Genomic DNA, 13,016 nt, shown 5'->3' on the forward strand with positions numbered 1-13,016 from the left:
GCAGAGTATGAGTGAAAAACTTGAAAAAGCACGTCTTTATGAAATAGAGGAAGCAAAAAATATCCCGCAGGAAGAGAAACCGGCCTTTCATGTATCTGCACCGGTTGGCTGGATCAATGATCCCAATGGATTTTCTGTTTTTAAAGGAAAGGTACATCTTTTTTACCAGTATCATCCTTACAGCCGTGACTGGGGCCCTATGCACTGGGGCCACAGTGTGACGGAGGATATGATCAGATGGGAGCAGCTTCCTACAGCGCTTGCACCGGATCAGGAATATGATCGAGAGGGATGCTTTTCCGGAAGTGCTATTGAAGCGGATGGAAAACAGGCTTTGATCTACACAGGAGTTACAACAGAAAAGCTGCCTGATGGAAAAGAAGAAGTCCGGCAGAATCAGTGCCTTGCCTGGGGTGACGGAAAAGATTATGTAAAGGCAGAGAAAAATCCGATAGTCACCGGAGATATGCTTCCGGAGAAATGCAGCAGAGTTGATTTCCGTGATCCGAAGGTATGGGAAGATAACGGAACATACCATATGCTCGTAGGATGCCGCAGCGAAGAAATTCCTGGACAGGTAGTTCTGTTTTCCAGTAAAGATCTGAAAGAATGGAAATTTGAAACAATTCTTGCGGAGAACTCCACAGGAGAAATCGGTGTTATGTGGGAATGCCCCGATTTCTTTCCGCTCGGGGATAAACATGTGCTGATCTGTTCTCCGCAGCATATGCGGGCAAAAGGGTATGAGTTTCATAATGGACATAATTCCCTGTATTTTACGGGAGATTATGACAGCGAAAAACATACATTTGAAAAAGACGCACCGGTAAGTCTGGACTACGGACTTGATTTTTATGCGCCGCAGACAACCCTTCTTCCAGATGGAAGAAGAGTGATGATCGCCTGGATGAAATCCTGGGATAGCTGTGTGATCAAGGAAAAGCAGAGATGGCAGGGAATGATGACTCTTCCGAGAGAGCTGGAATATCGTGACGGAAAGATCTGGCAGAAGCCGGTCCGAGAAATTGAGAATTATCGGAAAAACCGTTGCTGTTATGAGAATGTAAAAGTGGGTGAGAGCTTAAGCCTTGAAGGCGTCCGTGGCCGAATGATCGATCTGACTGTGGAACTGCAGAACGCAGATGGCATCATGGATGGAAGCAGGAACTCCGGAAATCCAAATCAGGAAGCATTGGATGTGTACAATGAGTTCCGGATCGAGCTTGCACGCAATGAAGAATATACAACGGTCTTTACCTATGATCGAAAAAGACAGATACTGGAAATCGACAGAACCTGGAGCGGGGTGCAGCGTGATGTTGTATGTACAAGAAAGCTCCAGATCACAGATGACAGACAAAATCTGAAGCTGCGTTTTATCCTGGATCGAAGCTCCATAGAGCTTTTTATCAATGATGGAAGCAAAACTGCGACTACCGTGATCCCAACACCAGTGGAAGCAGATGAGATTCTGTTTCACAGTGACGGAAATGCTGTGATCCAGGTTGAGAAATATGATATTGTGTTGTAGAAGCCTCTCAAATATTGACAATTTCTCTATTTTTGTATAACATAGGGGAAGTTGCTTACGCCGGATCAGGAGTTATTCGTATCTCCTGATCCGGCATATATTTACAGGAGAGGAACACAGGAATGTTTTATCAGTTAAAAATCACAAGAAAAGGAACGAAACCGCCGGTATGGAGACGCTGTACTGTTGCGGCTGACGTTACATTTGCAAATATGGCAGCCATGCTTGAAAAACTGGTTCAGTATCCGGCAGGCAGCCTATATGAGATTGAATTTTTTCAGAAAAAAGTACAGATCCGTGAGAACGGTGACGGAGAAGCGAAGAATAATTTCACATTATTAAATGCAGGCGAGACAGAGACTGTAGAGCTTATGGATTCCGAGAAATGGTTTACCTTCCGTCAGTATGGTGCGGATAAGGAAGCTCCGGAATACAGAGTTGATATTGAGAAGAAAGACGAGGGAACAGCAGAAGCTCCTTCTATTATAAAAGAAGTAAAGGGTGAGGATGATCCGTACTGGACAGAGGCACCAGAGCTGGGATGCACTGCAGCAGTTGAAACTGAGGCGGAAACAGCCAAAGTATCGGAAGACATTGCTGCAACAGTAGCAGCAGTAGAGGCAGCAGCCAGAGCTGCAAAAGCAGATGAGGTAGCCACAGGCAGCAGAAGAAATCCTACAGTAAAAGATTTCCTCATGTCCTATCGTAAAGAAGACCTTCTCAGTATTGCAGGTGAGCTTGGACTTCACTGCAAGGGAATGGATCAGGAAGAGATCGCCGCAAAGGTTGCCGCAGAGGTTCTTAAACCGGAGGTTATGAAAGCAAGCTTCCTCGTAGCAGACGATCAGGAGGTACTGGCTTTTGAGGCGGCTATTCAGAGAAAATGCTTCCATGTTACAGAGGATGAGTGGAATACGTTAGAATGGCTGAACGATATGGGCTACCTTGTTTCCTACAGTGATGATTACGCAGAAGTTCCGGCAGAGGTTGTAGCTGTTTACGATCAGATCAATACACCGGAGTTCCAGACACTTCGCAGCCAGGTAAACTGGCTGAAGGATTGCCTTATTATGGTAAGCTATCTGTATGTATCTGCACCGGCAAAGACCGTATATGAGATGTTTAAGCAGAGAAAAGGCTTTGACATCGGATATGACAGCTTCATCGAGCTGTATCATACCATTCCGGAGAAGGCCTGTATCTGTGAGCTTGCGGAGGATCAGCTGATCCTGAAATCCGCACTGGTCAATAACATCTACAAGGATATCGAGAGACGTCAGGGTGGACGGAAATTCTATATTCCGTCTGTAGATGAGATCCTGGATTATTCCGAAAACGGGTATCCGACAAAATCTGCTTCTTACCAGAGACTGGGCAGATTTCTGCTGGATGAGATGAAGGTTTCCGATGCAGTGAAGGATCAGGTACTGTTCTTTATTTACAAAGAATGCTCCATGGATGGCAGAATGTCAGCAATCATGGAAAACCTGAACCAGAAGGGAATCCAGTTTAACGATGAGCAGCTTGAGAAATTTACAAAGCTGATCATGGAGGCAAACAATAACACAAGAATGCTGGAATTCCGCGGTTACACACCGAATGAGATCTCAGGAGCAGTATGGCCGTTTGCCACAGGCAAGCCGCACACTGCAATGCCGAACAGCTTTGTGCCGACAGCAATGCCGATGCAGCCGGCATCTGCAAGAAAAATCTATCCCAACGATCCGTGTCCGTGCGGAAGCGGTAAGAAATATAAGAAGTGCTGCGGAAGAAGATAATTCTGCAGAAAATTTACCGTAATTCCGGAGCTGAAAGTTCCCATAGATCGTTGCGGAGCGACTGCGCTCATGAGTGAGCAGCGAACACGGATGATCTGGTCCAATTTATCGTTTGATGCAGTATCTCCGGAAATACCATACAAATTAATATAAGACAGTTCGTTTGTACCATCCTGTCTATAAATAAAACCAGGGCTGAAGAAGATGTGAGAATCAGGGCAGACTCGTGGCGGGTCTGCCCTTTTTTTACTTTAACTGGATCAAGGCCGGGAATCCCGGCTTTTTTTATTTATGGAAATATTCGGGTGGTGTGACAGATCCAGAAGGAGGAAAAATTTATGTATCAGTTAAAAACAGAAGCAGATTTCGATTCGGCACACTTTTTGTCCGGTTACACCGGCAAATGTTCCAATATCCATGGCCATCGCTGGCATGTGGAGATTGAGATCGAAAGCCGGAAGCTGGAGAAAAACGGTCAGGGGCGAGGGATGCTGGTAGATTTCGGAGATCTGAAAAAGGATCTTCGGGAGCTGGCAGATTCCATGGATCACACGCTGATCTATGAAGAAAATACATTACGTCCGAAAACCCTGGAAGCACTGGATGAAGAAGGCTTTCATCTGGTGAAGGTTCCCTTTCGCCCTACAGCAGAGAATTTTTCAGAGTATTTTTTCAGGAAAATGGAAGAAAAGGGCTATCCTGTAAAAAGAGCTGTTGTTTACGAAACACCAAATAACTGTGCAGCTTACCGGGAAACGGAAGAAGAAACGGAGGCGGTATGGCTATGAGTACCTATCAGGTTGTAGAGAAATTTGTCAGCATCAACGGAGAGGGCAGACGGGCAGGAGAGCTTGTCGCTTTTATCCGGTTTAAGGGCTGCAATCTTCAGTGCAGCTATTGTGATACCAGCTGGGCAAATGAGCCGGGATGTGAGAGTGAAAGGCTGACAGAAGAAGAGATCCTTTCCTGGATCCGTGAAACAGGCGTAAAAAATGTGACACTTACAGGCGGGGAACCACTTTTACGGAAAGGCATGGAGGAGCTGATCGAGGCAATCCTGGAGGATCCATCCCAGCGGGTGGAGATTGAGACCAATGGAAGCGTAGATCTGAAGCCTTATCATATATTAAAAAAACGTCCGTCCTTTACCATGGATTATAAAGCACCGGACAGCGGCATGGAAAAAGAGATGCTCCTTTCCAATCTGGAGCTTCTGGGCAGTGAGGATACGCTGAAATTCGTGGTCAGCAGCCGCAGAGATATGGAAAAAGCTCTGGAAATCCTGGAAAAGTACAGGCTGATCGGAAAAACGGCAGTTTATTTCAGCCCTGTATTTGGCAGGATCCAGCCGGTGGAGATCGTGGATTTCCTTATGGAAAAAAAGCTCAACGATGTAAAGCTTCAGATCCAGCTTCATAAGGTGATCTGGGACCCGCAGAAACGGGGAGTATGACAGGAAAACATATCACAATATAACAAGAAATACCGCAGAAAAGGAGAACGCTATGAAAGCACTTGTACTTGCAAGCGGCGGTGTGGATTCCACCACCTGCCTGGGGCTTGCCGTAAACAAATATGGAAAAGAGAATGTAATTGCATTAACAGTAGCTTACGGACAGAAGCACACAAAAGAAATTGAGGCTGCCAGAAAAACAGCAGAATATTACGGAGTGGAGCATCTTTATCTGGATCTGGAGCCGATCTTCCGGTACAGTGACTGTTCGCTTCTGAAGCATTCAGACAGAGAGATCCCGCACGAAAGCTATGCAGAGCAGCTGAAGGAAACCGATGGCTCACCGGTTTCAACCTATGTGCCGTTCCGGAACGGATTGTTTCTTTCTTCGGCAGCAAGTATTGCGCTGTCAAAAAACTGCAGTGTGATCTATTACGGAGCACATGCGGATGATGCAGCCGGAAATGCATATCCGGACTGTAGCAGTGCGTTTCACAATGCGATCAACGAGGCAATCTATCAGGGAAGCGGCGGCCAGCTGAAGGTTGAGGCGCCTTTTGTCAGCTGCACAAAGGCAGAGGTCGTAAAAACCGGCCTGGAGCTGAATGTTCCTTATGAACTGACCTGGAGCTGTTACGAAGGCGGCGAAAAGCCCTGCGGTGTGTGTGGAACCTGTATTGACAGAGCAGAGGCATTCCGGCTCAATGGAGTGAAGGATCCGGCACTTGACAGATAGATCGGATCATAAATATCCGTTTGACCATAGAAAGGAAAAAAATATGAGCAGAGAAAACCTGGAAAAAGAAGGGATCACCCTTCTCGGAAATCAGAAAGTAAAATATCCGGACAATTATGCTCCGGAGGTACTGGAAACATTTTTGAACAAGCACCCGGACAACGATTACTTTGTAAAATTTAACTGCCCGGAATTTACAAGCCTTTGTCCCATTACCGGACAGCCGGATTTCGCGACGATCACGATATCCTACGTACCCGGTGAAAAAATGGTGGAGAGCAAATCTCTGAAGCTGTATCTTTTCAGCTTCCGCAATCACGGAGATTTTCATGAGGATTGCGTGAACATCATTATGAAGGATCTGATCCGTCTCATGGATCCGAAATACATTGAGGTCTGGGGAAAATTTACGCCGAGAGGTGGCATTTCCATTGATCCCTACTGCAATTACGGAAAAGCCGGAACCAGATGGGAGGAGATTGCCTGGAAACGCCTTGCAGAGCATGACATGTACCCGGAAAAGATCGATAACCGGTAGAAAAACTAAAAGTCCCTGTTTTCACTGCGAAAAGCAATGAAAGCAGGGGCTTTTTGTTTAGGTGCGCCTAGCGGCGCAGGTTTATCTTTATGACAGCCGGATGCACTCCGATTCTGTGCCAAACAGATCAGCGATCACATCGTGCACGGTTTCGATCTTATCTGCCATATAGGCCTTTGCTCCGCAGAACAGCAGGCCGTTTTCCACGTCGCCCTTTACGGCGGCGATCAGCTTGTCTGTAATGCAGTAAGGGATCTCGCCGGGGGAACATTTGGCAAGGCAGCGGTGGCAGGGACTGTGCGGGATCTTTTCTCCGGCCATGACGTGCTGCATGAAGGGATTCATAATGGCACGTCCCGGCATACCTACCGGACTTTTTACAATGGCAATGTCGTCCTTTGCGGCGTGGATCAGGGATTCTTTCAGCCGGATGTCTGCGTCACATTCTTCCGTTGGGATAAAACGGGTGGCGACCTGAACGCCGTCCACACCAAGATCAAGGACATGCTTTACATCCTCGTGCGTGGCGATGCCGCCGGCAGCTACTACAGGGATTTCCGTGCCGAATTTTGCGGCATAGCTTTTTACAGTCTGGACGATCTTTCGGATCTCATTGTCGTAGGCTTCCGGTGTATAGGAATCCAGCTCTTCCTTGTGGAAACCCAGATGACCGCCTGCCTGGGGACCTTCGATCACCACAAGGTCTGCAGTGCGCTTGTACTTTCTTTCCCAGTATTTCAGGATAACCTTTGCAGATTTGTCCGTTGAGACGATGGGGGCAATCTTTGTTTTGCTTCCGCTGACAAGAGCAGGGAGCTCTGTAGGAAGTCCTGCACCGGAGATGATCAGGTCAGCGCCGGCATGGACAGCGGCTTTTACATGAGATGCGTACTCCTTCAGTGCAACCATGATGTTGTAGCCGATGATACCGTCAGGAGAAATCCTGCGTGCTTTTTTCATCTCGGACAGGATAGCCCGCTGGTTGGCTTCTTCGGTATTACGGTCGAAATCCTTTTCCCGGTAGCCGATCTGAGCGGTGGAAATGATTCCAATCCCGCCTTCCTTTGCAACGGTGCCTGCCAGACGGCCAAGGCTGATACCAACGCCCATTCCACCCTGGATCAGGGGAAATCTCGTAAGTTTATCACCGATTTTAAAATTCTTCATAATGATCAGATCCTCACATTCATTTGCTTTCGTTAAATAATTTTAGTATAAAATAGTTTTATCATCAAAGTATATCATAACAGGGGAATTTGTCAATGTAAATGTCGGTGAATCAGGGAAGTCCTCTGCTTCAATTGCGAATAGCTGTTTGACCAGATTTTGTTAAAATCCACTTTGTTGACAGAACAGAAAATATCAGGCAAATTTACAGTGATATCAGCTTTACAGAAAACTGTAAAGTGAATTAGAGGAAAAGGGAGGAACAGGTATGCGAAAAAAGACGAGTACCATCATGGCCTGGCTGCTTGCGGCGTCCGTGACAGTCACATCTCTGTCAGCGGGAACAGTGACGGCCTATGCACAGGAGGAAATGCCGCTGGCGGAAGCCGGAACCGTGACAGAGAGTGCGGAAGAGGGCAATATTGAAGCTAAAGAAAAGGGTGAGCTGACAGCATTATGCTGTGTAGTTTCACCCTTTTTATGTGTGATGAAATTTTTAAACTGTAAAGCAGTAGACTGTGTCCGGAATCCCTCTGGCAAAATCAGAATTTAAACAGATTCAGACCGATCTCCTGACTGAACTCACGGCCGATCTCTCCGTCGATCACCTGGATCTGGATCTCGGCAGTAGCGCTGATGATGGCACGGTTCAGATGACCGCCGTGTACAAGGCCTTCTTCGTCACCGGCTGCGATATGGAGATGAAGATAAACGTCACCGTCCTTGCGGGTAACGGTACCAGTAAGAGAAACAATCTCATAAGCTCCCTGAAATTGGATAGAGTGGTATTCCTTTGTTACGGTGTTGTATACACCTGCGGTGAAATCATTGATGGCACCAAGGCCTGTGACCTGTGCAAGGCGGATGTTCTCTTTCTCTGCAACCTTGCCGATCTCCTCCAGGATCTCTTCCTTCGGATCAAGTCGAAGATAGATCGTGTTTCCAAAACGTCTGTATTCCATGATAAAAAACCTCCCTGTAAATTCTTTGATTTTCCCATTGTCTGAGTATGATTTCAGTATAATACATTCCTGTTTTTATTCAATAGTTACATTAATCAGATTACAGCACTTCCGGAGATTGTTGCATCATGCTCTGTTCAACTTCTTTTTAATGTATTAATTTCTGGAATTGCTATAGGTGTATTTTTTACATGTTCAGATTTTTTACATGAAAAAAAGGACTAAACCGATGAAAATATTGAATTTATATTTTTACCGGCTTTTTTTATAATGATTTTCATAAAGAACGGAATGTAAGAACTGTAAACTGGAAGCAGCAGGGAAAGGGTGAAAGTATGAAAAAAAGATTTGGTCAGATGATCAAGGTAAAACCGGAAAAGCTTGCCGAATATAAAAAATGGCATGCAAATCCAATGCCGGGCGTAAATGAAATGATCAAAGAATGCGGCCTGAAAAATTATTCTATCTACAGCAGAGGAGAATATCTTTTTACATATTTTGAGTACGAAGGCGAAGATTTTGATGCAGATATGGCAAAGATGGCAGCAGATCCGGCAACACAAAGATGGTGGGATGTTGTAAAACCGCTGATGTCACCCCTTCCTGACAGAGCAGAGGGCGAATTCTGGTCAGATATGGAAGAAATTTATCACCTTAACTAATAAGCAAAAGCAATAGATATGGAGGAAAAGAAACATGAACAGTAGAGAAAGATTTATCGCAACTGTAGAAAGAAAACCGGTAGACAGACCGGCCTGCTGGCTTGGTGATCCGACACCGGAGGCAGTTCCTGCACTTTGCGATTACTACCATGTAGACAATATCAAAGAACTGAAAAAAGTATGCGGAGATGATTTCTACGCAGTAGAGATCCCGTACAAATCCCCGACATGCTCCGCAATTTTCGCGGCATTTGACTGGTATATGAACGGAAGCAACGTAGATACAGAGCACAGAACACTGACAGCAGACGGATGCTTTGCACAGTGTGAGGATCTTGAAGATGTGGAGGCAGTGAATTTCCCATGGCCGGATCCGGAGCTTTATATCGATCCGGAAGAGTGCCGCCGTCTTGTTGATGAGGCACCGGATGATAAAGTAGTTATGGGTATGCTCTGGGCCTGCCACTTCCAGGATACCTGTGCTGCATTCGGAATGCAGACATGCCTTATGAACATGGTTGCAGAGCCTGAGATGGTACATTATGTAGATGATCATATTGTAGATTTTTATCTGAAAGCCCTTAAGATTTTCCTTGAGGCAACAAAAGGTAAAGTACAGGCAATCCTCATCGGTGATGATGTAGGAAGTCAGAGAGGCCTGATGATCAGCCCGGCTCTTATCAGCGAGTTCGTTATTCCCGGAGCAAAGAAACTTATCGATCTGGCACACAGCTATGGCGTAAAGGTTGTATATCATTCCTGCGGATCTATTGTTGAAGCTATCCCGCTTCTCATTGAGGCTGGCGTTGATGTTATCCATCCGATCCAGGCACTTGCAGCAGGTATGGATCCTGCAAACCTGAAAGATAAATTCGACGGAAAGATTTCTTTCTGCGGCGGTGTTGATACACAGGATCTTCTTCCGAACGGAACACCGGAGCAGGTAGCTGCAAAGGTTAAAGAGCTTCGTACCTACTTCCCGACAGGCCTTATCGTATCACCAAGCCATGAGGGATTACAGCCGGATGTTCCGCCAAGCAATATCAAGGCGCTGTTTGACGAAGCAACCAAGATCTACGAATAGGGAGGAAGAAAAATATGATTATTATTGGAGAAAAAATCAACGGTTCCATTCCTTCTGTTGCAGAGGCTATTGCAAAAAGAGATGCGGAGTTTATCAAAGACCGTGCAAGAAAACAGGCAGAAGCCGGAGCAACATTTATCGATTGCTGTGCATCTGTTCCGGAGGAAGAGGAAGTTGAAACACTGAAATGGATGATCGACTGTATTCAGGAAGTAACAGACCTTCCGATTTCTGTGGACAGTCCAAGTGCTGATGTACTGATCCAGGCTTATAAATTCTGTAAACGTCCGGGACTTTTCAATTCTGTATCCGGCGAGGGCGACAAGATCGACAAGATTTTCCCTGTTATGGCACAGGAAGAAAATAAAGGCTGGGAAGTTATCGCTCTTCTCAGTGATGATACCGGAATCCCGAAAAATGCAGCAGACAGACTTCGCGTATTTGATAAGATCATGGCAAAAGCCAAAGAATACGGAATCGCTCCATCAAGGCTCCACATTGATCCGCTGGTAGAGATGCTTTGTACATCTGAGAACGGAATTGAGACAAATATCGAGGTTATCACTTCTGTTCGTGAGCAGTATCCGTCCATTCACATTACAGCAGCGATCAGCAATATTTCTTTCAACCTGCCGGTTCGTAAGCTGATCAACCTTGGATTTATGGTACTGGCTATGAATGCCGGACTGGACAGTGGAATCCTTGATCCGACAAACAGAGACATGCTTGGCCTTATTTATGCAACAGAAGCTCTTCTTGGAGAAGATGACTACTGTATGGAGTACATCGGAGCATACAGAGAGGGTCTTATTGGACCTGTAAAAAAATAATCAGGATCCCTTCAGGTTTGCAGAGCCTGCGGAGGACTCTGCAAACGAATCCCATAAAAAATACGATAAAAGCTGAGATGAGTGCGAAAAATTATCAGCCTGTCCGTAGCAAATAATGAATATACATAATATTTGGAGGTAGAACAATGTCAAAAATCGAAGAAGTTGCAAAATTAGTAGAAATCGGTAAAGCGAAACTGGTAGGAAAAGCAGTGCAGGAAGCTCTTGATGAAGGCTGCGATCCACAGGAGATCTTAAATAAAGGTATGATCGATGCCATGGCTGTTGTAGGTGAGAAGTTCAAAAATAATGAGATCTTTGTACCTGAGATGCTGGTAGCAGCAAGAGCCATGAAAAAAGGTGTTGAGGTTCTGAAACCGCATCTTGCATCCGGAGCTACAGGCGTAAAGGGTAAACTTATCATTGCAACAGTAGCAGGAGACCTTCATGATATCGGTAAAAACCTTGTTGCCATGATGATCGAGAGTGCAGGCTTCGAGGTTATCGACCTTGGTGTTGACGTTTCCAATGACAAGATCATCGAGTGCTACAGAGAGAACCCGGATACAAAGATCATCGCTCTTTCCGCTCTTCTTACAACAACAATGCCTGCACTTCGTGATGCTGTAGATGCACTGAACAAATCTGATTTCAGAAGCAATATCAAGGTTATGGTCGGCGGAGCACCGATCACTCAGGAATTCGCAGACGAGATCGGCGCAGACGGATATTCCGAGGATGCTGCAAGTGCTGCAACACTGGCAAATCAGCTGATCGGAGCATAACTGAATAATCCAACCGCTTATGATAAACCTATGCCATCAGGGATACCGTATGGAACAGAATTCAGAGATTCTGTTCATGCGGCATCCCTTTTGGGGTTTTAGAAACATATTGTCTGTACTTTATCTTCTGGCATCCTCAACAGCTTTATACATAGCCATGATATTCTGAGGAGGAACATCACCGAGGATGTTGTGCTCCTGGTTGAATACGAATCCGCCATCCTGGAAGAAGATATCGATCATGCGTCTGCAGTAGTCGTAAACCTCTTTTTCAGTTCCCATGTTCAGAATTTTTCTGGTGTTGCATCCGCCGCCCCAGAAGGTGATATCTTTGCCGTATTCCTGTTTCAGTCTGGCAGGATCCATATTGGCTGCTGATGTCTGAACCGGATTAAGGATATCGAAGCCTGCTTCTGCCAGATCTCCGATGACCGGGAAGATGGAACCGCAGGAGTGGAGGAATGTCTTCATGCTGCTGTGTTTATGTACATACTCATTAATCTTTGTATGATACGGTTTGAATAAGGTACGGTATTTTTCCAGGGACATGAACATGTTGTTGTTCATTCCGAGGTCATCACCGAAACGGACGATATCTACGATTCCGTTAAGGTACTTACATGTGTTTTCCAGGTTTTTCAGGTGGCGTTCCAGAAGCTGGTCATTAAGTGCAAGAACCTGCTCCGGTTCCTCATAAATATCCATGAGATAATTTTCCATTCTGCGAAGGAAAGTTCCCCATTCGAAGAAGTTGCATCCGCAGGTGATCATCAGGGCACGGTCTGTGCTGTTCTTCAGTACAAGACATCTCTCACGAAGTGTTTCCCAGAAATATTTTTCGTTGGAATGATCCCATGGACTGTGAACCATAGCACTCCAGATAACCTTTCCCATCTCTTTATCCAGATCATTGTAGTTTTTCGGGTAATCTTCTTTATATGGGAAGTACTGCTGGTCAAAACACATTCCGCCGTTTGGCATCTTGGCAATGAGTGTGCCCTCGCAGTCAAAATATTCATAAGAGCCATCTTTGTTATGTCTCGGCCTGAACCAGCCCGGCCACTGTGCGGCAACGCCGTTTGATAAGGTTACATCGTACCAGTTGGAGTCTTCTGTGTTAAATACACGGCCAACGTCAAGGACGTCAGCTCCGATGATATCAAGAACCTGGATCTCAGGCTGAGCTACCTGCTGTACCACATCGTAAATACGGTTGTGGCCTGTTGTGATTCCAAGATATTCTTTTAATTTTCCGTAAGCCATACCACTGATTCCGGCACTTACGTTGCTTCCCAGATCCATTGGAAGGGAATCAGGATTCTGATGATTGACAGACGCCATTACACGTTCTCTGGGTGTCATTTTCATATATATTTACCTCCTGTAGTTTTTCATTTGCTTCAACTTATAACTACATTATGTGAAAAAAAAGTGTGTGTTTCAATACGATTGCCGGAATAAAAATCTAAACGTTTTACTACGAATTTTAC

14 protein-coding genes are annotated in these 13,016 nt (G+C 45.6%); 11 read left to right on the top strand and 3 right to left on the bottom strand.

Annotated elements, in window-relative coordinates; all coding sequences use genetic code 11:
* Positions 1–7: 7 nt before the first annotated feature.
* The 6 genes from LI091_RS08365 to queF all read left to right on the top strand — a co-directional run bounded on the left by LI091_RS08365 (position 8) and on the right by queF (position 6,036).
* Positions 8–1,531 carry a glycoside hydrolase family 32 protein gene (locus LI091_RS08365; protein ID WP_110103178.1) on the top strand — a complete coding sequence of 508 codons (1,524 nt, stop codon included), beginning with the start codon at positions 8–10 and terminating at the stop codon, positions 1,529–1,531.
* 122 nt (positions 1,532–1,653) lie between these two features.
* Positions 1,654–3,309: a YecA family protein gene (locus tag LI091_RS08370; protein WP_173734271.1), complete on the top strand. Its 1,656-nt coding sequence runs from the start codon at positions 1,654–1,656 to the stop codon at positions 3,307–3,309.
* Positions 3,310–3,647: 338 nt separating this feature from the next.
* A complete protein-coding gene (gene queD, locus LI091_RS08375) occupies positions 3,648–4,097 on the top strand; it encodes a 6-carboxytetrahydropterin synthase QueD (RefSeq protein WP_021976186.1) in 450 nt (149 codons plus the stop codon).
* Complete coding sequence (gene queE / locus LI091_RS08380; RefSeq protein WP_173734268.1) at positions 4,094–4,762, top strand: putative 7-carboxy-7-deazaguanine synthase QueE; 669 nt, start codon at positions 4,094–4,096, stop codon at positions 4,760–4,762. Before queD ends, queE begins: the two co-directional genes overlap by 4 nt.
* Positions 4,763–4,781: 19 nt before the next feature.
* On the top strand, positions 4,782–5,498 hold the full coding sequence (gene queC, locus LI091_RS08385; protein ID WP_256164017.1) for a 7-cyano-7-deazaguanine synthase QueC: 717 nt from the start codon (positions 4,782–4,784) through the stop codon (positions 5,496–5,498).
* A 43-nt stretch (positions 5,499–5,541) separates the two neighbouring features.
* Complete coding sequence (queF, locus tag LI091_RS08390; protein ID WP_059086405.1) at positions 5,542–6,036, top strand: preQ(1) synthase; 495 nt, start codon at positions 5,542–5,544, stop codon at positions 6,034–6,036.
* Between the two features lie 87 nt (positions 6,037–6,123).
* Here the strand turns inward: queF and LI091_RS08395 are convergent, their stop codons facing one another.
* Positions 6,124–7,203 carry an NAD(P)H-dependent flavin oxidoreductase gene (locus tag LI091_RS08395; RefSeq protein ID WP_021652910.1) on the bottom strand — a complete coding sequence of 360 codons (1,080 nt, stop codon included), beginning with the start codon at positions 7,201–7,203 and terminating at the stop codon, positions 6,124–6,126.
* A gap of 268 nt (positions 7,204–7,471) precedes the next feature.
* Between LI091_RS08395 and LI091_RS08400 the strand changes: the two genes are divergently transcribed.
* Entirely contained in the window at positions 7,472–7,756 is a 285-nt protein-coding gene (locus LI091_RS08400) for a hypothetical protein (protein ID WP_173776076.1), read from the top strand.
* Here LI091_RS08400 and LI091_RS08405 read toward each other — a convergent pair.
* Positions 7,746–8,165 (bottom strand): PPC domain-containing DNA-binding protein, encoded by a 420-nt coding sequence (locus tag LI091_RS08405; protein WP_265191043.1) that lies wholly within the window; start codon positions 8,163–8,165, stop codon positions 7,746–7,748. The two genes, LI091_RS08400 and LI091_RS08405, sit on opposite strands and share 11 nt — an antisense overlap.
* Positions 8,166–8,500: 335 nt before the next feature.
* On the opposite strand from LI091_RS08405, the gene LI091_RS08410 reads away from it, so the two are divergent.
* The 4 genes from LI091_RS08410 to LI091_RS08425 all read left to right on the top strand — a co-directional run bounded on the left by LI091_RS08410 (position 8,501) and on the right by LI091_RS08425 (position 11,526).
* The gene (locus tag LI091_RS08410) at positions 8,501–8,827 is read left to right on the top strand and encodes an L-rhamnose mutarotase (protein WP_059086402.1); all 327 of its coding nucleotides are present in this window, start codon (positions 8,501–8,503) and stop codon (positions 8,825–8,827) included.
* Positions 8,828–8,861: 34 nt separating this feature from the next.
* The gene (locus LI091_RS08415; RefSeq protein WP_015526635.1) at positions 8,862–9,911 is read left to right on the top strand and encodes a uroporphyrinogen decarboxylase family protein; all 1,050 of its coding nucleotides are present in this window, start codon (positions 8,862–8,864) and stop codon (positions 9,909–9,911) included.
* Positions 9,912–9,925: 14 nt separating this feature from the next.
* The gene (locus LI091_RS08420; RefSeq protein WP_059086401.1) at positions 9,926–10,741 is read left to right on the top strand and encodes a methyltetrahydrofolate cobalamin methyltransferase; all 816 of its coding nucleotides are present in this window, start codon (positions 9,926–9,928) and stop codon (positions 10,739–10,741) included.
* Positions 10,742–10,887: 146 nt separating this feature from the next.
* Entirely contained in the window at positions 10,888–11,526 is a 639-nt protein-coding gene (locus LI091_RS08425; RefSeq protein WP_015526633.1) for a corrinoid protein, read from the top strand.
* Between the two features lie 120 nt (positions 11,527–11,646).
* Here the strand turns inward: LI091_RS08425 and LI091_RS08430 are convergent, their stop codons facing one another.
* Positions 11,647–12,894: a uroporphyrinogen decarboxylase family protein gene (locus LI091_RS08430; RefSeq protein WP_110925806.1), complete on the bottom strand. Its 1,248-nt coding sequence runs from the start codon at positions 12,892–12,894 to the stop codon at positions 11,647–11,649.
* Positions 12,895–13,016: the final 122 nt, after the last annotated feature.

It is taken from the genome of Blautia sp. MSK20_18 (assembly GCF_020553125.1).
Taxonomy (GTDB): Bacteria; Bacillota; Clostridia; order Lachnospirales; family Lachnospiraceae; genus Blautia_A; species Blautia_A fusiformis.